Annotated in this window: 17 protein-coding genes; 14 read left to right on the top strand and 3 right to left on the bottom strand. The window is 62.2% G+C overall.

Annotated features, from left to right (window positions below; all coding sequences use genetic code 11):
- Positions 1–5: 5 nt before the first annotated feature.
- The gene (locus KVT38_RS08125; protein WP_217593187.1) at positions 6–2,564 is read right to left on the bottom strand and encodes a discoidin domain-containing protein; all 2,559 of its coding nucleotides are present in this window, start codon (positions 2,562–2,564) and stop codon (positions 6–8) included.
- A gap of 156 nt (positions 2,565–2,720) precedes the next feature.
- On the opposite strand from KVT38_RS08125, the gene KVT38_RS08120 reads away from it, so the two are divergent.
- From KVT38_RS08120 to KVT38_RS08110, 3 genes are all read left to right on the top strand, one after another.
- A complete protein-coding gene (locus KVT38_RS08120) occupies positions 2,721–3,785 on the top strand; it encodes a LacI family DNA-binding transcriptional regulator (protein ID WP_217593186.1) in 1,065 nt (354 codons plus the stop codon).
- Positions 3,786–3,936: 151 nt separating this feature from the next.
- Positions 3,937–4,296, top strand: coding sequence for a metal-sensitive transcriptional regulator (locus tag KVT38_RS08115; protein ID WP_254639080.1), 360 nt, complete (start codon positions 3,937–3,939; stop codon positions 4,294–4,296).
- Positions 4,297–4,394: 98 nt separating this feature from the next.
- Positions 4,395–6,875, top strand: coding sequence for a heavy metal translocating P-type ATPase (locus tag KVT38_RS08110; protein ID WP_217593247.1), 2,481 nt, complete (start codon positions 4,395–4,397; stop codon positions 6,873–6,875).
- 133 nt (positions 6,876–7,008) lie between these two features.
- On the opposite strand, the gene KVT38_RS08105 is transcribed toward KVT38_RS08110, so the two are convergent.
- A complete protein-coding gene (locus tag KVT38_RS08105) occupies positions 7,009–8,079 on the bottom strand; it encodes a LacI family DNA-binding transcriptional regulator (protein ID WP_217593185.1) in 1,071 nt (356 codons plus the stop codon).
- A 370-nt stretch (positions 8,080–8,449) separates the two neighbouring features.
- Between KVT38_RS08105 and KVT38_RS08100 the strand changes: the two genes are divergently transcribed.
- From KVT38_RS08100 to KVT38_RS08075, 6 genes are all read left to right on the top strand, one after another.
- Positions 8,450–10,078 carry an ABC transporter substrate-binding protein gene (locus tag KVT38_RS08100; RefSeq protein WP_217593184.1) on the top strand — a complete coding sequence of 543 codons (1,629 nt, stop codon included), beginning with the start codon at positions 8,450–8,452 and terminating at the stop codon, positions 10,076–10,078.
- Positions 10,079–10,165: 87 nt separating this feature from the next.
- Positions 10,166–11,044 carry a carbohydrate ABC transporter permease gene (locus KVT38_RS08095; protein WP_217593183.1) on the top strand — a complete coding sequence of 293 codons (879 nt, stop codon included), beginning with the start codon at positions 10,166–10,168 and terminating at the stop codon, positions 11,042–11,044.
- Between the two features lie 11 nt (positions 11,045–11,055).
- Positions 11,056–11,871: a carbohydrate ABC transporter permease gene (locus KVT38_RS08090; protein ID WP_217593182.1), complete on the top strand. Its 816-nt coding sequence runs from the start codon at positions 11,056–11,058 to the stop codon at positions 11,869–11,871.
- A 37-nt stretch (positions 11,872–11,908) separates the two neighbouring features.
- Positions 11,909–14,119 carry an alpha-L-rhamnosidase C-terminal domain-containing protein gene (locus KVT38_RS08085; RefSeq protein WP_217593181.1) on the top strand — a complete coding sequence of 737 codons (2,211 nt, stop codon included), beginning with the start codon at positions 11,909–11,911 and terminating at the stop codon, positions 14,117–14,119.
- A complete protein-coding gene (locus KVT38_RS35350; protein WP_217593180.1) occupies positions 14,116–17,457 on the top strand; it encodes a glycosyl hydrolase in 3,342 nt (1,113 codons plus the stop codon). The genes KVT38_RS08085 and KVT38_RS35350 overlap by 4 nt, the downstream gene beginning before the upstream one ends.
- 18 nt (positions 17,458–17,475) lie before the next feature.
- On the top strand, positions 17,476–18,702 hold the full coding sequence (locus KVT38_RS08075) for an MFS transporter (RefSeq protein ID WP_217593179.1): 1,227 nt from the start codon (positions 17,476–17,478) through the stop codon (positions 18,700–18,702).
- Between the two features lie 1,031 nt (positions 18,703–19,733).
- On the opposite strand, the gene KVT38_RS08070 is transcribed toward KVT38_RS08075, so the two are convergent.
- The gene (locus KVT38_RS08070) at positions 19,734–20,471 is read right to left on the bottom strand and encodes an IclR family transcriptional regulator (protein ID WP_217593246.1); all 738 of its coding nucleotides are present in this window, start codon (positions 20,469–20,471) and stop codon (positions 19,734–19,736) included.
- Between the two features lie 275 nt (positions 20,472–20,746).
- Between KVT38_RS08070 and pxpB the strand changes: the two genes are divergently transcribed.
- From pxpB to KVT38_RS08045, 5 genes are all read left to right on the top strand, one after another.
- On the top strand, positions 20,747–21,535 hold the full coding sequence (gene pxpB, locus KVT38_RS08065; RefSeq protein ID WP_217593245.1) for a 5-oxoprolinase subunit PxpB: 789 nt from the start codon (positions 20,747–20,749) through the stop codon (positions 21,533–21,535).
- Positions 21,532–22,560, top strand: a complete 1,029-nt coding sequence (locus KVT38_RS08060; protein WP_306795299.1) for a 5-oxoprolinase subunit C family protein — start codon at positions 21,532–21,534, stop codon at positions 22,558–22,560. The genes pxpB and KVT38_RS08060 overlap by 4 nt, the downstream gene beginning before the upstream one ends.
- 4 nt (positions 22,561–22,564) lie before the next feature.
- Complete coding sequence (locus tag KVT38_RS08055; protein WP_217593178.1) at positions 22,565–23,356, top strand: ABC transporter ATP-binding protein; 792 nt, start codon at positions 22,565–22,567, stop codon at positions 23,354–23,356.
- Positions 23,356–24,153, top strand: a complete 798-nt coding sequence (locus tag KVT38_RS08050) for an ABC transporter permease (protein WP_217593177.1) — start codon at positions 23,356–23,358, stop codon at positions 24,151–24,153. Before KVT38_RS08055 ends, KVT38_RS08050 begins: the two co-directional genes overlap by 1 nt.
- A 122-nt stretch (positions 24,154–24,275) precedes the next feature.
- Complete coding sequence (locus KVT38_RS08045) at positions 24,276–25,328, top strand: ABC transporter substrate-binding protein (RefSeq protein WP_368859066.1); 1,053 nt, start codon at positions 24,276–24,278, stop codon at positions 25,326–25,328.
- Positions 25,329–25,340: the final 12 nt, after the last annotated feature.

Below are 25,340 nucleotides of genomic sequence, written 5' to 3'. Positions count from 1 at the left end.
CGCGTTTAATGATCGGCGATGATCTCGGCGAGCTGCATGTAGTAGTTGCCGAAGGAATCGGCGCTCAGCTTGGTCGCATACATCCGGAAGTAACGGGCCGATACCATGCTGCTGAACGGGAAGACTTGCGTCGTGCTTTTCGGGTTGTAGTAATCGATATAATCATGACCGACGATATCGGTCCAGTTCGTGCCGTCGACGCTCGATTGGAGCTTGAAATTGACCGGGAAGCCGGCGTCCGGACGCGGACGGATGCGCAGGCCGCTCCAGCTCTGTATGCTGCCCGTATCGATCGACGCCCACTCCGTAGCTGCTGCCGACGTATGGCCGGCGCTCGACCAGTACGTGTTGTTCTGTCCGTCCGCGACCTTCGCGGTTTCCCAGCCGGCGATCGAGGAAGAGGAAGCCGGCGTGCGCGGCGGCAGTGTGTCCGGCCTCATGTCGGCGATCTGCATGTAGTAATTGCCGAAATCGTCCGCGCCCAGCTTGGTGGCGTACATGCGGACATATCGGGCGGTGACGCCGTTGCCGAATTTGAATGTCTGCGCCGCAGAGACTGGATTGGCATACCCGGTATACGAAGCGCCCGCGATGTCCGTCCACGTCGCGCCGTCGAGGCTCGACTGGAATTTGAAGTCGACGGGGAAAGCCACGCCAGATAGGCGAGGCGTCACCTTGACCGCTCCAATCGGTCTCGTCGCGCCCATATCGATGGCGAGCCATTCCGTGGAGGCGGCCGCGCTATGAGCGTTGCTCGACCATACCGTCGTCTGGTTGCCGTCCAATATCTTGGCGCCTTCCCAGCCTGCGATCGCGGACGACTGCGAGGTGCCGTATGGGATCTCCTCGATCTTCACGTCTCCCAGCTGAAGCTGAAAGCCCCACGGCTGATTCTCGTCGTGACCCAGCTCGGTCGCATAGATGCGTACGTACCTGCCGTAGAGCGGTTCGTTAAAATCGTATACGTTGCGGGCCGGCGACTCGATCCGATATTGCCGGATGTCGTAGTCCGCATTCACCCAGGTTGCGTTATCCGTGCTGACCTGAATATTGAACTTGCTTGGATACGAGAGCTCATTGGGCTGCCGCGGCGTCAGCGTTACGCGTTGAATCATGCGCGCGGAGCCGGTATCGACCGTGACCCATTCCGTGCTTGCGTTGCTTGAGTGGCCCGCGCTCGACCACGTCGTGTTCGGATCCGCATCGATCGCCTTCGACGCTTCCCAGCCGGCGATCTGGCTGGATACGGTCACGCCGCTGCGCGGGCTCGCCGTCAACGCGAGCGGCGTGGCGCTCACTTGCTGCGCGTTGCCGCTGTCGCCGCTCGCGTTGCTCGCGACGACCGTAAAGTAGTAGGGCGTACCGTTCGTCAGTCCGGTGACCGTATAAGGGCTGGAGGAGATGCCGGTCAACGTCGACGTATAACTGCCGCTGGCGGTGCCGTATTTGACTTTGTAAGTCTCTCCAGCGACGCCGGACGTGCGGAAGTGCAGCGTCGCCTGGCCGTTGCCGGCGATTGCGGCGCTAATGATCGGCACCGCGGGCAGCGCGCTGTCGGTCAGCGTGATCGGATTCATCGCGGTGTACCAGTAAGCCCAAACGGTACCGTAAGCATAGGCAATCCGATTGCTTTTCGACGTGTCGAATTGTCCGAGCGCGTTGCCGGTGATGCCCGCGTTGTGGGCCGCGACGCTGATGAAGTTCTTAGGCAGGGTCGCCGGCTTGTACGTGATGCCGTCCGCCGATTCGTACAGCTTGATGTAGGCGAAAGGACCGAAACGCCTGGCCGTCCCGATCGCGATAAACTTGTTCATCGAAGGGACGTACTTGTGATCGGTCGAATCGTCTCCGTCCAGGTCCCGGTTAATGGCGACGCCTTGATACGTCATGCTGCCCGGCCAGTTGGCGTTGGCGGTCGAGGCTGTGCGAACGCGCGTCTGATTGACCGGCTTGCCGGTGGACGGATCGCGGCTCATCCAGGTGTAGTAGATGTAGAGCGTGGAATCTTTGACGACGAAGCTCGGCTCGCCGGCGCCGTACGTGTCGATCGGCGCGTCGTCGAAGACGATGAACGGCTGCGGGGACGTACCGCCCCAACCGCTGCCGTTCCACTTTTCCCAAGGTCCGGTAACGCTTGCCGACCGCGCGACATAGACGTCGTTGTCGGTTCCGTTGACGTTCTCCGTGGACGTATAGCCCATATAGTAGTAGCCGCCGAACTTGATGACGCCGGGATCACATACCGAGTAGGCGTCGCGCGCGCCGGCCGTCGGCTGCAGGGCGACAGACTCGCTGCCCCAGGTCGCGCCGTTGTCGGGAGAGTGCTTGTAGCGGATGTAGTCCCAGGCGCCCGATGCGCCGGGCGAGCAGGTCCACATGTCGATGCTGTTGTCCGCGTTCAGGATCATCGACGGTCCGTACCGGTAGGAGCCGCCCGTTGACGGGTCGAACACGTTCCAGCCGGCCGACGTCGATCCGTTCACCACCGCGAAGGCATTGGTCGGAAGGGCGATCGCGAGCAGCAACAGCAGCGCCAATCCACGCAGGCTTGCTTTTCTTTTCATCAATTAATCCCTCCTTGTAATCGCTTTCGCCGAGATCATATCTAAAAAACAGTAAATCGTCAATTAATATTTAATTGATGTTTAATTAAACAAATGACAGAACGTCAAATTGTTCAAGAGACGGCTCGGTGTTAAAATGGGGAGAAAAGCGCGCGTATGGCTAAAATAAGAGGTGTTACGACATTGAAGGTGACGATCAGGGACGTGGCGCAGGCGGCAGGCGTCGCGCCGGCGACCGTATCCAACTACTTGAACGACAGCGCGCCGGTCAGTGAAGCGGCCCGAAAAAAAATCGGCGACGCGATCACCCGCTTGAACTACCGGCAGACCGTCCGAAGCGTCGTTCCGTCCAGGAACGCGACGGAGATCGCGTTGTTCGTGCCGGAGGCGTTTGAGAATAAGGATCGAATGTATCTCGACGAGACGTTTCTCGATTTATTGAGAGGGGTCGGCGAGCAGCTGCGCCAGTCGGGCAGCCGTCTGACGCTGCTGTGGCATAAGCAGCTGCCCGATATCGAGCGTGAAATTATAGGTTCGGGCGCGATCGGCGGCGTTATCTACCCGAGCCCGCATGTGGACGATCCGATTCCAGGCTTGCTGCTGGACAACGACGTTCCGCTCGTCACGCTCGGGGAGCTGTCCAACCGGACCGATTATCATTCCGTCGATATGGATAACATTGCCGGCGCGCAGATGGCGACCCGGCATCTGATCGAGCTGGGACACCGGGATATCGCCTTTATCGCGCCTTGCCCGCTCGATACGATGCTGAGCTTCTACAGGCTCACCGGGTATCAGCGGGCGATGACGCTGAGCGGTCTGCCGCTGCGCTCCGAGTACGTGCGGGTCGGCGACTTCAGCGCGGAGACCGGCTACCGGATCGCCGCGGAGCTGCTCGCGTTGCCGCACCCACCCACGGCGATCGTGGCGGGCCGCGATATGCTGGCGCTTGGCGCGATCGCCGCGGCGAGGCAGGCGGGACTGGAGACGCCGGGGCAGCTGGCCGTCACCGGCTTCGACAATACGTCGCTCGCGGAGCATCACGGCATCACGAGCGTGAAGGCGCCGCTGTACGACATCGGCGCCGAGGCGACCAGGCTGCTGCTGGAGATCGTAGCGGACAAACGCTTGCCGGCGCGCAAGCTCGTCATCCCGACGCAGCTCATCGTCCGCGCGTCGAGCGATCCGGCGTCGAGCGACGCGGGGCTGCGGTTTTATTGAGCGTGCGAGCTAACCTGGCGCAGTGGCTTAGCGGCAATCCCTGCCGCTATCGCCCCGCAGCCCGCTAGGCCTCGCCCAAAAACTTATCCTTACGCTTGCTTTTATATAGGGTGGGGGAGTATAATTGTTGCAAGAGAAGGGGGCTGCGATCATGAGCGATACCGTTAATCCCGAAGTCTACAAGCCGCTCTTCGACGGCGACGAAGCGGAGTCTTGCCACCACGAGGGCGGAGAGCGCAGAAGCCATCACTCGGATAAGGTCAAGAGCAGTCTGATCAGCAGGCTGAATCGCATCGAAGGCCAAGTGAGGGGCATTAAAGGCCTGATCGAGCGGGATACTTATTGCGACGACGTGCTGAATCAGATCGCGTCCGTGCAATCGGCGTTGAACGGCGTCGGCAAGCTGCTGCTCGAGCATCATCTCAAGAGCTGCGTCGTCGAGCGGATCCAGGAGGGCGATACGGACGTGCTGGCCGAATTAATGACGACGATGAACAAGCTTATTAAGTAAAGTGCGCTTTAATGAATGAACCATTCAGATCATCCATCCGCGGCGGATTCGCCGTTTTCTTATGGCTTGAATTATAGGGTTGGGGGGTATTGTACATGATGGAATCGAACTCGAAAGGTACGGAGCAAGCGACATTGGCGATAACGGGCATGACCTGCGCAGCTTGCGCAAACCGCATCGAGAAAGGCCTTGGCAAACTTGAAGGCGTCGACGCGGCCCATGTGAACTTCGCATTGGAAAAAGCAAGTGTCAGCTACGATCCGTCGCGCGTCGGCGTCGGCGCGATGGAGGAGACGATCCGCAAGCTGGGATACGATACGGTTAAGGAGACGGCTGACTTCTCGATCGAAGGCATGACCTGTGCCGCTTGCGCAGCCCGGATCGAGAAAGGGCTCGGCAAGCTGCCGGGCGTCAGCGCCGCGTCCGTCAATCTGGCGCTGGAAACCGCCCGGGTCGAATATGCATCGGGTGCGGTGTCGGTTGCCGACATGCAGCATAAGGTCGAGCAGCTCGGCTATAAGGCGACGCCAAAGCGTGACGAAGCGGACGACGCCGGAGCGGACCGACGCGCAGCCGAGCGCAGCCGCCAATTGCGCAAACTGCTCCTTTCCGCCATCCTATCGCTGCCCCTGCTCTGGAGCATGGTCGGCCATTTCACTTTTACCGCATGGATCTACGTGCCGGAGCTGTTCATGAACCCTTGGTTCCAGCTGGCGCTGGCGACGCCCGTGCAGTTTTATATCGGCCGCGGCTTCTACGTAGGCGCCTACAAAGCGCTGCGCAACGGCAGCGCCAACATGGACGTCCTCGTATCGCTCGGCACCTCTGCCGCTTATTTCTACAGCTTGTACCTTACGGTCGATTGGGCGTCCGCGCAAATGGGCATGCACCACGCGCCGCCGATGTATTATGAGACGAGCGCAATTCTGATTACGCTGGTGCTGCTGGGCAAGTGGTTAGAGCGTTTGGCCAAAGGACGCACGTCCGAGGCGATCAAGTCGTTGATGGGCCTTCAGGCGAAAACGGCGCTTGTCGTACGAGATGGCGCGGAGCTCGCGATCCCGGTGGAGGAGGTCGTACGCGGCGATGTCGTGCTGGTCCGGCCGGGCGAGAAGGTGCCTGTCGACGGCGAAGTCATCGAGGGAGAGTCTTCCGTCGACGAATCGATGCTGACGGGGGAGAGCTTGCCGGTTGGCAAAAAAGCGGGCGACGCGGTTATCGGCGCCACGATCAACAAAAACGGCAGACTGCGCATCCGGGCGACCAAGGTCGGCAAGGACACGGCGCTCGCGCAAATCGTCAAAATCGTCGAGGAAGCGCAAGGCTCCAAGGCGCCGATTCAGCGCGTGGCGGACGCGATATCGGGCATCTTTGTGCCGATCGTTGTCGGCATTGCGGTCGCGGCGTTTCTCGTCTGGTATTTCTTCGTGCAGCCTTGGGACTTCACCGGGGCGCTGGAGAAGGCGATCGCGATTCTGGTCATCGCTTGCCCGTGCGCGCTTGGTTTGGCGACGCCGACCTCGATCATGGCCGGCTCCGGCCGGGCGGCCGAGTTCGGCATCCTGTTCAAGGGCGGCGAGCACCTGGAGATGACGCAGGCCATCGATACGGTCGTGCTCGATAAAACGGGCACCGTCACGAGGGGCAAGCCGGAATTGACGGATGTCATCATCTCGGACGAAACCGCAGATGCTGAGGCGTATCTGAGCGAAGGGGATAAGGCTTCCCAACTGTTGCGGCTCGTCGGCGCGGCGGAGAAAAACTCCGAGCATCCGCTCGCGGAAGCGATCGTGGCGGGCATTCGCGAGCGCGGCATCGCGCTGCCGGATGCCGAATCGTTCGAGGCGCTGCCCGGCTACGGCGTGCGTGCGGCCGTGGAGGGCAGGCAGGTGCTGATCGGCACGCGCCGTCTTCTGGAGCGGGAGAACGTGACGATCGGAGTGGCGGCATCGGAAACGATGACACGGCTTGAGGAAGCGGGCAAAACGGCGATGCTCGCGGCAGTCGACGGCTTGTATGCAGGAACGATCGCGGTGGCGGACACGGTGAAGGATACTTCCGCAGCTGCGGTCGCCCGACTACAGGCGATGGGCATCGAGGTCGTCATGATTACGGGGGACAACGCCCGCACGGCCGCGGCGATCTCGGCGCAGGTCGGCATCTCCCGCGTACTGTCGGAAGTGCTGCCGGAGGGCAAGGCGGCCGAGATAAAAAAGCTGCAGGCGGCGGGCCGAAAGGTAGCGATGGTCGGCGACGGCATCAACGACGCGCCGGCGCTCGCTACGGCCGACGTCGGCATGGCGGTCGGCACGGGGACGGACGTCGCGATGGAGGCGGCGGACGTCACGCTCATGCGGGGCGATCTTGCGAGCATCCCGGACGCGATCGAGATGAGCCGGCTCACGATGCGCAACATCCGTCAAAACCTGTTCTGGGCGCTCGGCTACAACACGGTCGGCATCCCGGTGGCGGCGATCGGCCTGCTCGCGCCGTGGGTCGCGGGCGCGGCGATGGCGCTGAGTTCGGTGTCCGTCGTGCTGAACGCGCTGCGACTGCAGCGGGCGAAGCTGCGGCCCTAACCGGACAGCTACACAGCTTTCGAGCCAAACGCAAAAAGGGATGAAGCAGAGCGCCGCTCTGCCTCATCCCTTTTTGCGTTTTTAGGACCTCCAGGGCGGATCTGCGATCTTTCCCGGCGGTTCCAACGCCTCGTTAGTCCTCGTCCATCTCTGCCACCGCATCGCTCTTTAGAACCTCTGCGCGCCCACCGCAGCTCTCGCGCACGACCAGCTCGGAGGGGATGACGATGTTTTGCGGGGCACGGTCTTTTTTGCGGCCGAGCAGCTTCAGCATGAGACGCGCGCCTTCCTTGCCGATCTCGTACAGATTGGTGGTGGCGGAGGAGATGCCGTACTTGACGGCGGCGGCGCTGTTCTCGAAGCTGACGATCGCGAGATCGCCGGGCACCGAGGTGCCGTGCGCCCGGGCGTAGTCGATGACGCCGACCGCCTGTGCATCCCGCCCCGCGACGAGTGCCGTGGGCGGTTCTTTCAGCGTCAGGAAGTGCTCCGCGGCCTTATAGCCGCTCTGTTCCTTTTCGTCGCCGATGTACAAATAGTCGTCCCTAAGCCGCAGTCCCGCTTCCTCCATCGCGTCCTTGAAGCCCTCGTACCGGTCTTCGCATACCAGGTAATTAAGCGGTCCGGGACTGATGAAGGCGATCCGGCGATGACCGAGTCCGAGCAGATGGCGCGTGTTTTTATACGAAATCTCGTAATTGTCCACATCCACCGAGTTGACGCGGTTCGCTTGACTGTTGCTCCCTACGATGACGACGGGGAAATTTTGCTCGGTCAGCTCCTCGATCGTCTTAAAGTCATGCTCGGGCAAGCAGATCAGCACGCCGTCCATCGCCCGTTCGCGCATCAGCTTAACGAGTTTGGGCGTCTTGGTCTTATGGCCGAGACTGTCCCAAGCGAGCAGCAGGTTGTAATCTTTGTGGTCGAGCACCTCGCCGATCCCCTGCAGCAGGCCGTTGAAGTCATTGTTGCCGGAAAAGGAGAAGAAGTCGGTGGCGGGATGCGGCGTGAACAGGCAGACGCTGTTCGTCTTGCGCGTCACGAGTCCGCGGGCCGCGGAATTCGGCTGATAGTTCAGTCGCTTGATGACCTCCATGATGCGGGCCTTCGTCTCGGGGGCGACGGGCGCCGTGCCGTTAAACGCGAACGAAACGGTTGAGATGGAGACGCCGGCTTCCCGCGCTATATCTTTGATTGTAACCATCGGCTGCAACCTCGCTTAAAACGTTTTTATCAATATAGCATATATCATGCGGATATAGGCATCGAATTCATCCAAGCATGCCGATTTTGGCAGCGTTTTAATAGGCGTTTTTCTCAAAAACCCTTATGCGACGCGGTTTTTTGGAGTTATAAAAACGTTTTATTTTAATGTTGAGAATGCGTTGCGGAAAATGATATGCTGATTGCGAAAGGGAAAAGAAAGGGCTTACAGCGCGGAAAACGAACACGGGAAAATCGTCAAGGGAGACGAATTCCGTAATCGCGGCATTTTTTCTCGAATTTTAGCGCTGTCTGGCAACCGTTAATAAAAACGTTTTATTAAAACTCATTTGGAAAGGGGAACTTCACAAATGAATGTTCGTCAAAAAACGGCTTTGCTGCTCGCTTCCTCGCTCGCCGTCGCTTCGCTCTCCGCCTGCTCCGGCTCGAACGGCAACGGCAATGCTTCGTCTTCCGCCTCGGATGCAGGGGCATCTCCATCCGTATCCGCCTCCGGGACCGCTTCTGCATCGGCCGGCGAGCCCAAAGCCAAGAAAACGATCGTTTTCTCCACGATCACCAACTACTATACGGCAGGCCTCCAGCTGGCGGCGGAGGATTATCAGAAGCTTCATCCGGAGACGACCGTCAAGATCGACATCGTGTCCGACAACACGACCTACCAGACGTCCTTCCAGGCCAAGATGGCGGCAGGCGGCGACGATGCGCCGGATATCGTGCATGCCAACCTGCTCGGCGATACGCCGGCCAACAACGTCAAGAAAGGCTACATCCTGAAGCTGAACGATTTCGTTAAGGCGCCCAATGCCTACAACAACGGCACGACGCTTTACGACGGCATCAACGGCGATTACTGGCCATACGCCTACACCGCCGAAGGCGACATCTTCATGCTGCCGTTCGATCTCGTCGGCACGGGCTTCTATTACAACAAAGACTTGTTCGCGAAGGCGGGCATCACCGAGACGCCGACGACCTGGGAGGACCTGTTCGCAGACCTGCAAAAGCTCAAGGATCAGAAGATCATCCCGCTCTCGATGTCGCAAGCGACCGGCTCCGACTACGAAGGCTGGATGGTGGGCGCGTTCGAGGATTGGGCGAACCGTCCGCTGATTCCCGACATCCTCGTGCAGCCGGGCGATGCCCGCAACACGCCGGAGGTCGAGGCGATCAACGGCAAGGTCAAATACGATCCGAACGACCCGTTCTTCGACATCGGCGCCGTCGTCGACGCAGAGCGGATTATGGCGCTGTGGAAGTCGGGCAAGTACGATGCGCAAGGTCCGGCGGAGCAGAAAATATGGTCCACGCTGAAGCAGCTGTCGACGTATTTGCAGCCTGGCTACGCAACGATGAAGGACGCCGACGCCTATCAGCTGTTCATCTCGGGCAAGGCGGCCGCCTACTGGAACGGCAGCTGGCAGGTCGGCCAGATTCTCAAGGATCAGCAGTCGCTGGGCGACAAGGGCTTCGAATGGGGCACCTTCAAGTTCCCCGGCTTCAAGGAGGCCGATCCGAACTTCCCGGGCGACCCGCGCGGCATACTCGTGCCGGGCCACCAGCTCGCCGTCACCGCCAAGAAGGACGCCGACACGGTCGCGCGCGCCGAGGACTTCCTGCAGTTCCTGTACTCGCCGGAAGAAGCGCAAAAGGTGTTCACGACGACGATTGAAGCCGGCCAGTTCGTGCAAGGACCGAGTCTCGTCAAGGGCGTCACGCTGCCCGATGTCGTCAATTCGTACCTGGACGGCTTTAAGGTCGCGGGCAACATGAACGGTTCGATCGGCCAGATCGCGAACGGCAACCCGGCCGCCGAGCCCAACGCGACAGCCGAAGGAAAGTCGCTGGAGCTGCAATACTACAACGACAAAATTACGCTTGAGCAGTTCCTGCAGAAGAAAGCGGAATTTACGAAAAAGACGAACGAAAAGTTTATCGCGGACAACAAATTCGACCTCGATCCCAAGACCAACCCCTAAACCCGCGCGCAAGCGGTCCGGCGGGCGCCCGATGGCGCTCCCGGCCGCCAGGGCCGGCGCGAGTCCCGTTTCAAAGGAGCTGATGCCATGAATACGGTGCGATGGAAACGATACGGGCTATCCTATTTATTTCTGTTGCCCTCTTTTTTGTTTATCGCGGTTTTTCTTTATTATCCGGTCATCCTCGCGTTCTTCCATTCCTTCACCGATTGGAACCTCGTACAGTCCAAGTGGACCGGCCTGCATAACTTCCGGACCATGTTCGGCGATTCGAGCTTCCGGACGGGCGCCGTCAACCAGGTGATATACACGCTGACGGACGTCGTCAAAGCGATCGTATTCCCGTTGATCGCCGCCGAACTGATCTTTCTGATCGGCGGACCGAGAATCAAATACACGTTCCGAACCGGCTTCATTTTACCCATGCTGCTGCCCGGCATCGTGACGATTCTGCTGTGGCAGAACATTTACGACCCGAACAACGGCTTGCTGAACCAGCTGCTGACGCTCGCGGGCCTCGAGAGCTGGACGCACGCCTGGCTCGGCGAAGACGGCACCGCGCTATGGGCGATCGTTTTTTACAATTTCCCGTTTATCGCCGGTCTTCCGTTCCTGATCTTCTACGCGGCCATCGGCAACATGAGCCAGGTGCAGATCGTGGCGGCCCGGATCGACGGCGCGAACGGCTGGCAGGTTTTCACCCGGATTCATCTGCCGTTTCTCGTGCCCCAATTCAAAGTGGTGACCATTTTGACGATCATCGGCAGCCTGCAAGACTTCGTCAAGATCATGGTCATGACGGGCGGCGGCCCCGGCGTCGCGCCGTCCAACCCGGCGATGATCATGTACAACGCCGCGTTCGGCAGTTCGCAGTACGGCTACGGCTCCGCGATCGGCGTCTCGTTGTTCCTCGTTATTCTCGCGCTGACGCTGTTTAATATGAAGTTTCTCAAAACCGACTACTAGGAGGTCCTGCCATGACCGCGCGCTTGTCGAAATGGGCGGGCTCCGCCGTGCTTGTTGCGCTTCTCGTCGCCACGCTCGTGCCCTTTTTTCTGTTGATCTACTTTTCGTTCAAGGACCAGATCGAGATTCTCGTCGACTTCTGGGGCCTGCCGTCCGCGCTCAAATGGGAAAATTATTCGGCCGCCTGGGACGCCGTCAAAGCCAGCATCGGCCATTCGCTATACGTCTGCTTCGTCACCGTGCTGGGCGCCGTGCTGCTCGGTTCGCTGTCCGGCTTCGTGTTCGCCCGGCACCGTTTCCCATTGCGCGGCTTGCTGTACCTGATGCTGATCGGCGTCATGATGATTCCCTCGCTGCTCAACATCGTGCCGCTCTATGCGATTATCAACAATCTGGGCTTCACGAACAGCTACCTGGGCCTGATCCTGCCCTACATCGCGGGCACGCAGCTGCTCGGCATCATGCTGTGCCGCACCTTTTACGAGTCGCTGCCCCAGGAGCTGTCCGAGGCGGCCCGGATCGACGGCGGCGGCGAATTTTATGTCTACTCCCGGATCGCGCTGCCGCTGAGTCTGCCGATCCTCGTCACCGTCGCGATCGTCACCTTCCTTGCGGTATACAGCGATTACCTGTGGCCGTTTATCGTGCTGAGCCAGGAGCACCAGACGTTCACGATGGCCGCGGTCGGGCTCAACCGCTCGGGCCGGACGGACATCGGACTGTCCTTCGCCGCTTATATCGTCGGCAGCGTGCCGACGATCCTGCTCATATTGTTCGGCATGAAGTATTACATAGAAGGCATGGTCACCGGCGCCGTGAAGGCGTGAGCGCGTACCGTATTGCCCGGAAAGAGGCTGACTGACCTTGGACATCGTTAACAACCGCGCGCTTCCCAAGTGGATTTGGCATCGGGAACGCCATCAACAACGCAGCTTGACGCTGACTGCGCATCTTAATGCGGACGCGCCTGTGGAGGGCGCCGCGTTTCGCATGGCGCTTACGGGCGCGGCCGTCGTCCGCTGGAACGGCGACATCGTCGGCCGCATCTCCGAATCTCCGGCCGCAGCCGCGACGTTTGCGAGCGTCGCCGGCTTCCCCGCGTCGATCCCGGCGGGCCGGCACACGTTCAGCGTCGAGATCTTGGCCAACGACGTCTATCCGATTGCCGACGTCAACGCCTACCTGCACGCGCGCACGGTCGGTTTTATCGGATTCGTAGAAGGAGAAGGAGTGTGGCTGCCGAGCGGCGAGGACTGGCTCGCAGACGGCGAGCGCGCCGACGTCGTCGCGCTGCTCGGCGAGGAGCCGTTCGGCGACCTCGAGTCGTCGCCGGATTGGTTCGTGCGCGGCGGCTACGGCGACATCGTCGCGACGCCGCTGACGGATGCGGAAGTGCCGACGGGCTCCGGCGTTGACGCTTCGCCGACGGGCGACGGCGCCTGGCGCTTCGGCGGCACGCTGGCCGGTATCGGCGGAGCGCCGCTGGCGGAGCCGGTGCCCGAGCGATTGGAGCTGTTCTACCACCTCCGCAAGCAGAACGAATGGAAGCTTCGCCGGGAGGCGCAGCAGCGGCTCGATCTTGCCTCGCTGCCGCAGGCGACGGTCGATCTCGGGCGCGAGCACAACGCGCGAATCCGTCTCGTCAACGAAGGGACCTCCGCGCTTACCGTGCTCTGGAACGGCGCGGAATCGATGCAGGAGCTGGAACGCTACGACGGTTGCATTACGGAATGGTTCAGCGCCGCGCCGGGCGAGTCGCTGCATACGCTGCCGCAAGGCATGCGCTTCGTGCGCCTGTTTTTCCTCGGCGAGGCGGGAGCGGCGTTCGCCGCATCGGTCCGATTCGAGGCGGTGCAGGTCGCGCTGGAGCAGACCGGCTCGTTCGCGTCCGCCGACACCCGCTTGCCGCTTATCTACGACGTATCCGCCCATACGAGCCGGATCTGCCATCAGATCGGGCTCTGGGACGGCATCAAGCGCGATCGGCTCAACTGGACGTTCGACCTGTACATGGCGGCGCGCTCGTGCTATTTCCTGTGGGACGACACGGCCGTCATCCGGCGCGCGCTCCGCGAGCTGGGCGAGGGAACGCCGCATGGCAAATGGATGAACGGCATCTGCGAATACACGCTGTGGTGGATTCAGGCCGTGGCCGAATATGTTTTTTATACGGGCGACCGCGCGTTTGCGCTTGAAATGAGCGAACCGCTGCGGCGTCATGCGGGATGGGTGTTCGAAAATACGGATGAATCGACGGGCCGGCTGTCGCCGGAGGGCAGCATCCTGATCGAATGGGTGCCGCTGACCGAGGAGGAACGGGCTTCGGGGCTGCAGGCGATCTACGGCATGACGCTCTCCGCGCTAGGCAGGCTGTCGGCGGATCTGCCGGCGCTCGGTATCGGACAGCTGCCTCCGCAACCGCTGACGCACGAGGACGAATTCATGCGTCCGGACAACAGGCTGGCGGTTAAGGCGCTCGGCATCTCGGCCGGCATGGTGGGCGATGAGCGGGCACGAGCGTTTCTCTCGAGCTACGAGCTTCGCGATCCGGTGACGCCGCTGTCCGCCTACCAGTTCGCCGAATGCTGCTCGCGGTACGGCATGCACGACCGCGCCTACGGCATCATCGAGCAGGTCTGGGGCGGCATGCTTGACCGCGGCGCTACGACCTTTTGGGAGACCTACACCGATTCGTACGCGGGGGACGACTACCACGACGCGCTGACGACCTACGAGTCGTACGGCTCGTACCGGATCAGCCTGTGTCATTCCTGGTCTAGCACGCCGGTCAAGTGGATTTCCGAGACGGTGCTGGGCGTGACGTGCTTGTCGCCGGGGTTCGCGGCTGTACGCTTCGAGCCGACGGCGGTCGGCGGCATCGCGAGCTGCTCGGGCACCGTGCACACGCCGCGCGGTACGATCGCCGTCTCCTGGCGGCGCGAGACGGGAGGAGAATTGACGGGCGAGATTCACGTTCCGGAAGACATCGAGGTCGTTGTCGCAGGCGTCGCGGCAAGGATCCGCCGGGGCGGCGAATCGCTGGAGGCGCAATCGGAGAGGAGCGGATCGAGATGAGCGACCTGCTGCAGGAACAGTTCGAGCGTCCGCCCGTCGATTACCGCGGCAAGCCGTTCTGGTCCTGGAACGGCGAGCTGCGGCAGGAGGAGCTGATCCGCCAGATCGGCGTTCTCAAGGAGATGGGCTTTGGCGGCTTCTTCATGCATTCGCGGACGGGGCTGGCGACCGAATACATGGGCGAGGAATGGATGAAGCTGATCAACGCGTGCGCGGACGAGGCAGAGCGGCTTGGCATGGAGGCGTGGCTCTACGACGAGGACCGGTGGCCGAGCGGGACCGCCGGCGGACTCGTTACGCGGGAGCCCGATTACCGCCGGAAGTTCATCCGGCTGCGCGTCAGCGGCGCGGAGGCATTCATCCCGCCTCAGGTGCCGCCGCTGGCCCTGTTCGAGTGTGCGCTTGACGGACTCGCAGCTTGCGAAGTGCGGCAGCTTGCGGACGGAGAGCGGCCCGCGCCAGGCCGGTGGGCGCTTTGTTTCACTGTCGAAGAGCAGGCGAGCGAGAGCTTTTATAACGGCTACACGTACGTCGACACGATGAACCGCGAAGCCGTGGACCGCTTTATCGAGCTGACTCATGAAGCCTACAAAAATGCGTGCGGCGATCGGCTGGGGCGCTCCATCAAAGGCATTTTTACCGATGAGCCTCACCGCGGCGCGCTGCTGGACGGCTTCGGGCTTGCCAATCCAGATCCGGAATGGCTCGCGCCCTGGACGGCATCGCTGTTCGAGCGCTTTCGCGAGCGGTTCGGCTACGACCTGGCGCCGCGACTGCCGGAGCTGTTCCTGCAGGTCGAGGGCCGCGCCGTCTCGCAGGTCAAATGGCACTACGCGGAACTGCTGACCGAGCTGTTCATGGAAAGCTTCGCGAAGCCGATCGGCGACTGGTGCGAGGCGAACGGGATCGCATTGACCGGACACACGCTGCACGAGGACAGCCTGACGGCCGAGACCGCGATGGTCGGCTCGGTCATGCGCTTTTACGAGCATATGAGCCATCCCGGCGTGGACGTGCTGACCGAAGGCAACGTCAACTACTGGATCGTCAAGCAGCTCTCGTCCGCGGCGCGCCAGCTCGGGCGGCCCTGGCTCATGTCGGAGCTGTACGGCTGCACGGGCTGGCAGATGACGCTGCAAGGGCACAAGGCGGTGGGTGACTGGCAGGCGCTGCTCGGCATTAATCTCCGCTGCCATCACTTGTCCTGGTACACGATGGCGGGCGAGGCCAAGCGCGATTACCCCGCGAGCATTTTCTACCAGTCCGCCTGGTGGCGGCAGTACGAGACCGTGGAGACTTACTACGCACGGCTCGGACTGTTGCTGTCGCAGGGGGAGCCTGCGTGCGAGTTGCTGGTCGTCCATCCGGTCGAGAGCGTCTGGTGCCAGACCTATCCGGGCTGGTCGCGAGGCCTTTCGGCGGTGTCGTCGGCGGTTCAGGAGCTCGAGCGTAAGTTCGCGGCGTTGTACCATCTGCTGGCGGGCGAACGGATCGACTTCGATTACGGCGACGAGGAAATGATGTCCAGGCTGGCATGCGTCGAAACGGGGGAAGACGGGAAGCCGCGTCTTCGGGTGGGCCGCGCGGTCTATCGCGCGGTGCTCGTGTCCGGCATGACGACGATCCGGAGCGATACGCTGCGGTTGTTGGAGCAGTTTGCGGCGGCGGGCGGCCGGGTCGTGTTTGCGGGCGAGGCGCCGGGTTATGTGGACGCGCTGTCGAGCGAGAGTTGTGCCGCATTTGCCGCCGGCGGGCAGGCAATCCGCTGCGAGACGGCGGAGCTGGCGGCGCTGCTGCGCGCGGGAGCCGCCGCTGGCGCGACTGTGTCCGCGCGGGGCGCTGACGGCGAACCGCTGCGGGACATTCACGCGCAGGTTCGCCGGACGGAAGGCCGGGTGATCGCGGTCCTGATGAACATGGACAGGACGAAGGAACTGCGCAATGTCACGATCCGGCTGCAGGCGCCGGTTGGCGGCGGGGGAGCGAGCGATTTGAGGGCGAACGACTTGGGGGCGAGCGATTCGGGGGCGAATGACTTGGGGGCGAGCGACGCGGGGGCAAGCGACTCGGGGGTGAACGACTTGGGGAAGAGCGACGCGGCCGTCGAGGAGTGGAACTGCCTCACGGGCGAACGATTTGCCGTGGAGGCGGTGCGCGAGGGCAGCGAGCTGGTGTTGACGACGGATTTTCCCCCGTCCGGCGAGCGCGTCTTCGTCTTGAGCTGCGGGAAGATTGACTCGGAGGAGACGCTGCCTGCGGCGGTACGGTATGCCGACGTCGCGGAGGTTCCGCTTCAAGGGCCGTTCACGTACGAGCTGGAGGAGCCCAACGTTTGCGTGCTCGACAGAGCCGAATGGCGATTGGACGACGGCGAATGGCGTCCCGCCCAGGAAGTGCTGCAGATCGACGTCGCGGCGCGCCGCGAGCTTGGGCTGCCGCTGCGGGCAGGCGACATGATCCAGCCTTGGTACCGTCGCAAATATCTGGCCGAATCCGCGGGGAAGGGGACGCGATTGTCGCTGCGTTTCGCATTCGAAGTCGAGGCGCCGCCGCAGGGCGAGATTTGTCTGGCTGCTGAACGGCCGGATCTGCTCCAGATCGAGCTGAACGGCATCTCAGTCGACACTTCGTCAGCTGCAGGGTGGTGGATCGATCCTTGCTTCGCCAAGCTCCGTATTGCGCCCGAGCTGTTGCGGCAAGGCAACAATCTGCTCGAGGTGTCCGCGGACCTGCACGCCGACTTCGACCTGGAGAATCTCTACTTGCTCGGCGGCTTCGGCGTCGTTCTGAACGGGACGCAGCCGACCTTGATGCGTCTGCCGGAGCGGCTGGAGGCGGGCGATGTTTTTGGGCAGGGACTGCCTTTTTACGGCGGGGCGATCACGTACAGGATCAGTCGGGAAGAAGTGGCGCGCGCGGCGGCAGCGCTCGGAACGGCGCATGCCGGCGGCGAACTGTACGCTGCGTTCGGCGAAGGCGCGGCCGCGATCGTCGTTCGCGAAGCGGAGGCACGTACGGACGCAGGCACGGGCGGCGAAGCGCAAACCGGCGAGACACAGACTAGAAGGCATACCGGCGCACACACCGTCGTCTGGCATCCGTACGAAGTGCCGATCTCGGGCGAGAGTGAGCTTGAAGTGAAATGGATACTGACGCGGCGCAACACGTTCGGACCGCTCCACCAGCTGCCGGTGCTGACGCCATACTATGCGCCAAGCAACTGGCTCACGGAGGGCGAAGCATACAGCGAAGCGTACGCGCTCGTGCCGGCGGGGATGGCGGAGCCCCGTTTGCGATTGAAGCTGCCCGCGCAGTCGCGGAACCCGAGCGGGGCATAGCGGGGAGGAGGAGCCGGCATGAGCGAAGCCGACGAGCAAGCTTCCGAATCGCAGGCGCCGGAAGTGGCTCATGCGCTGCTGCGCAGGAATTGGCGGATCGATATCGCGGCCGCGGTCGTGAACAGCCTTTGCATCGGGATGATTGTCCCGTATCTGGCGGTCATGGCACTCCGCTTCGGCGGCGGCGCGTGGCATACGGCGGCGATCGCTTCCGCTGCGGCGGCAGCGAATTTGCTGGCGATATTTTGGGGGAAGCTTACGGCGGGATACGGCAAGGTAAGGCTCGTCTTTCTGTTCCACGGAGCGGCTAGGCTTGCGCTGCTGCCGATGGCGTTCGTTAGCGATCCGCTATCGCTGGCCGCGTTGACGCTGCTCTTTTTTGCGCTCCAGGGCGTGGCAACGCCCGCTTATGTCGGTCTCATGCGGTCCATCTATCCGGAAGGCAAGCGGGCGACGTACATGTCCATCGTCCGGGTGTCCGCGGGGCTGGCGACGCTTGCGGGGACTTACGTGTCGGGGAAATGGCTGGCGGGAGATTTTCGCACGGCGGCGCTCGTCGGATTCGTCCTCGGCGTCGTCGGCATTTGCATGTTCGCGCGCATTCGCGAGCCGGAGTCGACGCAAGAGGAGAAGGCTTCCTCCGGGGGAGCGCGCTGGACGGAGACGCTCTCCGCGCTTCGCGCGGACCGCAGCTTCCAGCTGCTGCTCGCCGGCGTATTTATTTACGAGTTCTTTATGCTGCTGCCGGCATCGGTCTACCCGGTGTACCAGGTCGGCAAAATGAACCTCGACAACGGGCAGATCGGCTTGATCAGCATGGCGACGACGGCCGCCGCGCTGTTGTTCAACCCGATCTGGGGGCATGTCATCGACAAGCGAACGGCGATCCCGGTCCTGTCCTGGTGCGCGGCGGCGGGCACGCTGCTGCCGCTGGCCTATTGGCTGCTGCCGGGTTTCTGGCCCGCCGCGGCCGGCGCGTTCGCGGCGGGTATCGCTTCGGCGGGCATGGACCTGGCGTGGATGAACTATTTGTCACGCTCGTCGGGGCGCTACTTGTCTTCCTTCAGCGGGATTTACTTGTCGCTGGTCGGCTTCAGGGGCATCGCCGCGCCGCTCATCGGGGCCGCGCTGGCCGAGCGGGCGGGGCTGCCGACTGTGTTCGCCCTGTCTTTCTTTGCGGGCTGGGCGGCGCTTGTGCCGTTCCTGCTGCTGCTCCCGTCCGTGCGAGGCGGGGGCGGGAAATGATTCGAGACGCAACAAAAGGAGCTGTCCCCAAAGTCATGAACATGACTCTGGGGCGGCTTCTTTGCATTTCGGGCTATCGACATCCGAAGTTGCGCTGCGGGAGGAGGCTATGCGGGCGAGCTGGCTGGCTGGGGCGGTGCGAGCGAGAATAGCGCGATTTTGCGCTATCCGTGGGTATCTGGTTAGCGACTGAGGAGCGGGGTGGGGATGTGCGAGCGACAATAGCGCAATTTTGCGCTATCCGTGCGTATCTGGTTAGCGGCGGAAGAGCGGGCTGGACTGTGCGAGTGAGAATAGCGTAATTTCGCGCTATCCGTGCGTATCTGGTTAGCGGCGGAAGAGCGGGCTGGGCGGTGCGAGCGACAATAGCGCGATTTTGCGCTATCCGTGCGTATCTGGTTAGCGACTGAGGAGCGGGGTGGGGATGTGCGAGCGACAATAGCGCAATTTTGCGCTATCCGTGCGTATCTGGTTAGCGGCGGAAGAGCGGGCTGGGCTGGGCGAGTCACAATAGCGCAATTTTGCGCTACTCATGCGTATCTGGTTAGCGGCGGAGGAGCGGGCTGGGCGGTACGAGCGAGAATAGCGCAATTTTGCGCTATCCGTGCGTATCTGGTTAGCGGCGGAAGAGCGGGCTGGGCGGTGCGAGCGAGAATAGCGCAATTTCGCGCTATCCGTGCGTATCTGGTTAGCGGCGGAAGAGCGGGGTGGGGATGTGCGAGCGAGAATAGCGCAATTTCGCGCTATCCGTGCGTATCTGGTTAGCGGCGGAAGAGCGGGCTGGGCGGTGCGAGCGACAATAGCGCGATTTTGCGCTACTCATGCGTATCTGGTTAGCGGCTGAGGAGCGGACAGGGGCGGCGCGAGCGACAATAGCGCGATTTCGCGCTATCCGTGCGTATCTGGTTAGCGGCGGAAGAGCGGGCTGGGCGGTGCGAGCGACAATAGCGCAATTTTGCGCTATTCGCTCGCATCCCGTTAGCGGCGGGTGAGCAAACGGACTCGTGCCTTCCTGCGCCAGTCGACCGCCGCTACAGCGCGATCGGCGGCCCTGCGTAGCCGAGCTTCCGCGAGATGTCGTGGGCGGTCTGCTTGACGGTGCGGATGAGCTCGGGCAGGCGGTCCTCGCCGAACCGGACTTCCGGGCCGGCGATGCTGAGCCCGGCGGCCATCCGGCCGGCGTGATCGAAGATGGGGGCGCACAGCTCCGCCGTGTAGTTCTCCAGCTCGGATCGGCTGAAGCTGTACCCCGTCTTCCGGGTCAAGGCCAGCGTCTCTCGCAGCTTGCCCATGCTGACGATCGTGCCGTCTCCGATCTTCTCGAGCCGGACCTCGCTTAAGTAACGCTCCCGCTCCGCATCGGGCATAAAGGCCAGCAAAATCCGCGACGAGGCGCCCGCATAAAGCGGCGCCTTTCGGCCGATCTTCGTGAACAGCCGCACGGGATGGTCGGTGTCGAGCTTCTCGACGTACATCGAGAAGTCGCCGTCGCGTACGGCGAGGTGGACGGCCTCGTCGATGCCGTCCCGCAGCCGCAGCATGTCGGGCACTGCGACATGGCGGATGTCGAGCCGCTCTGCGACCAGGTTGCCGAATTGAAGGAACAGCAGGCCGAGCGCATACATACCGTCCGCATCCTTGGTCAGGAAGCCCATGTCCGCGAGCGAGCCGACCATCCGGTGGGCGGAAGACTTGGGGACGCCGGACAGGCGGATGATGTCGTTCATGGCGAGCTTGTTATGATTCAAAAACAAATTCAATAGATCCATCGATTTGATAACCGTTTTGTTTTTACTTTTATTATCCACGACTTCCTCCTGATATCCGCACCGTCTCGCGCCCAACCTGCCGCCTTTATTCGGTAAGTATAACCTGAACCTGCAGCGCTTGGGTATGCGATTGTTGTCATCCGACGCCAAGATGCGAATTGCTACTTGCTATTTTTTAATTACCTACTATAATGATCGTATTAAAAAGATTTGAAATTTGGGATTGATATCCCGAAATTCGGGATTTAGTCGTACAGGATTCATTATACAAGGTGATGGTGAAATTGGAAGGCTTGGCCGACAACTACGAAAAATACGGCGCAGTCGAGGCCAAATTGCTGCCGCTCGGCGACTCGGCGGTCACGGTGCAGCTCGGTGAGACGATCTGCCGCCAGACGCACGACCGGGTGAGGCAGCTGGCGGAGCACCTGGAGCGGCATCGTTTCCCCGGGATGATCGAATACGTGCCCGCCTTCCTGTCCGTGACGGTATACTTCGATCCGTTTGAGGCGTTGGCGGGACTTGGCGGGTTTGTCGGCCTTGCCGAATCGTCCGAGCTCGCCGATCCGCTCGCATTGGTCGCCAGGTGGCTCGGCGATCAGCTGACGAAGCTGGAGGACGCGGCGAAAAGCGCGCCGAGAGTGACGGAAATTCCCGTCTGCTACGGCGGGGAGCTCGGTCCCGATCTGCCCGAGGTGGCGGCGACCCACGGATTGACGGAGCAAGAGGTCATCGACATTCATGCCTCCGCCGACTATCTCGTCTATATGCTCGGCTTCGCACCGGGCTTCGCCTACCTTGGCGGACTGCCGCAGCGTATCGCCACGCCGCGCCGGCAGACGCCGCGGCTGTCGATCCCCGCGGGGACCGTCGGCATCGCCGGCGACCAGACCGGCGTGTATCCGATCGCGACGCCCGGCGGCTGGCAGCTCATCGGCAAGACGCCCGAGCCGCTGTTCCTGCCGGACGCCATGCCGCCTACGCTGCTGCGGGCGGGGGATATCGTCCGGTTCCGGCCCATCTCCCGGGAGGAATTCGACAGGCGGGAGGCGGCGCTGCGATGAGCATGATTATCGTAAAGCCCGGGCTGCTGACGACAGTCCAGGATCTCGGCAGGCACGGCGCCCAGCAGTACGGCGTCATCGTCGGCGGCGCGATGGACGCCTTCGCGCTGCGGGTGGCGAACCTGCTGGTCGGCAACGACGAGCAGGCGGCCGGACTCGAGATCACGATGTTGGGGCCGGAGATTTACTTCGCGGAGGCTGCGCTCGTCTCCGTCTGCGGCGGCGACCTGTCGCCGCAGCTGAACGACCGGACGCTGCCGCTGTGGAAGACGGTCTTCGCACCGGAAGGAAGCGTCCTGCGGTTCGGTCCCGCACGGCACGGCTGCCGCGCTTACCTTGCGGTCGCGGGCGGTGTGGACGCGCCGGCGAAGATGAACAGCCGCTCCACCTATCTGCGTGCGGGAATCGGCGGCTGGGAAGGCCGGGCGCTGCAAAAAGGCGACCGGCTCCCGGTCGGAGCGCTGCACGCGGCCGGCAAAAAGCTCGCGTCGCTGCTCGCGGACGAAGCGCAGGCGGACGGCGTCGCATTCAGCCGCTGGTCGGTCGCGCCGGACCTGCTGCCGTCCTATGCGGCGAACCCGGAGGTGCGGGCGGTCGCGGGACAGGAGATGGCGCTGTTCGAAGCGGAGAGCGCGGAGCGGTTTTTCGCCGACGCCTTCAAAGTACGGACCGATTCCGACCGGATGGGATACCGGCTATCCGGTGAGGGCGACGGCCTGCGTCTAAAGGAAAAGCGGGAGCTCATCTCATCGGCGGTGACGTTCGGGACGGTGCAGGTGCCCCCGGACGGCCAGCCGATCGCGCTCATGGCGGACCGGCAGACGACGGGCGGGTACCCGAAGATCGCGCAGGTGGCATCGGTGGATCTGCCATTGCTGGCCCAGACCAATCTGGGCGGCACGGTCCGCTTCCGGCGCGTTTCCTTGCAGGAGGCGCAGCGGCTGTATCTGGTACGTGAGAACGGAATTCGAACGCTGCGCAGCGGGCTGGAACGCATGCAGGCCAGCGGGAACGGGAGGGTGTAAGCCGATGGCAAACGACAAGGAGCCGAAGCTCTCGATACGGGATTTGGCCGTGGAATATCATACGAAGGGACAGCGGACCGTCGCGCTCCGGGGCGTCGATCTGGACGTGAAGGACGGCGAATTCGTCTCCGTCGTGGGCCCAAGCGGCTGCGGGAAGTCGGCGCTGCTCAAGGTGGCGGCCGGTCTGCTGCAGCCGGCGGCGGGAGCCGCCTATATTGACGGCAAGCCGATCGACGACGTTCCCGACGGAGTCGGCATGGTGTTTCAGAACGACGCGCTGCTCCCCTGGAAGACGGTGCTGCACAACGTCCGGCTGCCGCTGGCGATCAAGGGACTGCCCGACAAGGAGCAGGTCGCGGAGGCGAACCGGCTGCTGAAAATGGTCGGACTCGAAGGCTTCGCGAACTTCTATCCGAAGCAGCTATCCGGGGGGATGCGCAAACGGGTCGCGCTCGCGCGCACCTTCGCCTACGATCCGGACATCTACCTGATGGACGTGCCGTTCGGTCCGCTCGACGCGCAGACCCGCGTCAAGATCGGCGAGCAGTTTCTGCACATCTGGGAGTCGGTCGGCAAGAGCGTGCTGTTCATCACGCACGACATCGAGGAAGCGATCGCGCTGTCCGACCGCGTCATAGTCATGACGGACCGCCCTGGGCGGATCAAGGCCGAGTTCGATATCCGGCTCGCGCGGCCAAGACCTTTTTACGACATCCGGTTCGATCCGGTGTTCAAAGAGCTGCAAAGGGAAATCTGGATGCAGATGTCCGGCGGCGGTACGGGAGGGATCGACTGATGGCTGCAACTTCGAAGCGCGCGACCCGCTCGGGCTTTCGCGAACGCGAGTATTCCAAGACGTCCGTATGGGCCGGCCGCATCGTCGTGTTCGTGCTGCTGATCGGCGCGTGGGAACTGCTGTCCGGCCGCGCGTTCAACGCTTTCTGGCTGAGCAAGCCGTCTCTCATCGGCGGCCGGATCGTCGAGATGCTCGGGGACGGGGATCTGTGGTATCACATGAGCGCGACGCTGCAGGAGGCGATCGCGGGTCTCGCGATCGGGATGGTCGGCGGCACGCTGCTCGGCATCGGGCTCGCGTTCAGCGGTATTTTCGAACGATGGATCTATCCGTACATGATGGCGCTCTACAGTCTGCCCCGCGTATCGCTGGCGCCGCTGTTCATCGTATGGTTCGGCATCGGACTCTCCTCTAAGATTCTGATGGTCACGGCGATGGTTATCTTCGTGGCGTTTTACAACGCGTTCGAGGGCATGCGCAACATCGATAAAGACCTGATGGACATGATGAGCACGTACAAGGCCAAGTGGTCGCACAAGCTGCGCTGGGTCGTCCTCCCGTCGATCACCGTCTGGATTCTCACCAGCATCCGGCTCAACATCGGCATGGCGCTCATCGGCTCGGTCATCGCGGAGCTCGTCGGCTCCAACCGGGGACTTGGCTACTACATCACATACTCGTCGAACATGCTGGATACGACGGGCATTTTCACCGGACTCGTGCTGATCATGCTGATCGCCGTCGTTCTCGAGCAATGCGTGCTGCTGTTGGAGCGCGTCCTGCTCCGTCACCGCTAAAGGGCATCCGCCCGGGCAAGCTTCTCCTTTTTATAAGACCTACATTACGCTGGACCCGACAAACGGAGCGGCTTGATATATATCCAAGCACAAGCTTCATATTTAAGAGGAGGGCTATTTCCGTGAAAAAGAAAAAATCATTCGCGCTGCTGCTGCTGTCGATCATGCTGGTCGTCTTGTCTGCGTGCGGCAATTCCAACTCCAATTCGAACGCCAGCGCAAGCTCCGGCGCCGGCTCAACGGCATCGGCTTCGCCGTCCGCCTCGGGCAGCGGCGAAGCGTCTCCTGCGGCGCCGGCCGGCGGCAAGATCCGTCTCGGTCTCGTCGGCGGCGGCATGACGCCGATCGTCGCCCAGATCGGGATCAACGACGGCTCCTACGAGAAAGCCGGCATCGAGATCGACGAGAAGGACTTCACGGCCGGCTCCGACATGGTGCAAGCGCTCGTCGGCGGCAGTCTCGACGTCGTGCTCGGCTCCTACGAGCACGTCCTGCGCCAGATTCAGAACGGCCTCGGCGTCAAGGCATATGCCGAGATCTTCAACGGCGTCGGCTACTCGCTCGTCGTGAAGAAGGACGCGCCTTATCAATCGCTGGCCGAAGTGAAAGGCAAGACGCTCGCCGTCACCAAGGTCGGCAGCCTGTCCGACACCGGCCTGCGCGAAGGCTTGAAGGAAGCCGGGCTTGATCCGGAAAAAGACGTGAAGCTCATCAACGGCGGCAGCGGCGCGACGATGCTGGCGGCGATCGAGGGTGGCCAAGCGGCCGGCGGCATGGTGTCCGAGCCGACGCTGTCGCAGATGGTCGCGACGGGCAACTACCGCGTGCTGTACGATCCGCCGTTCGAGTTCGCCGGCATCGTCATCATGGCGAAGACGGATTGGGTCGCCAAAAACCAGGATCTGATGAAGCAATTCCTGCAGGTAACCACCGAAGTCAACGCACGTGCGCAGCAGGATCCGGACAGCGCGGCAGCCACTGTGCAGAAGCTGTTCGACAAGGTTCCGGCCGACGTGCTGAAGAAGGCCGTCGCTACCCAGTTGACCAAGGTGCCCGAAGGGCTGAAGGTGACCCAGGGCGGCGCGGACTACGTGCAGAAGACGCAGCTTGACCAAGGCATTTTGAAAAAGGAAATTCCGTTCGCCGATGCAGTAGATTCTTCATTACTTCCCTAACGAACAGGAGAT

Origin of the sequence: Cohnella sp. GbtcB17 (assembly GCF_019091135.1) — a bacterium.
Lineage (GTDB): Bacteria > Bacillota > Bacilli > Paenibacillales > Paenibacillaceae > Cohnella.
The sequence above is the reverse complement of the archived record's forward strand: the minus strand, read 5'-3'. Positions and strand labels throughout refer to the sequence as shown.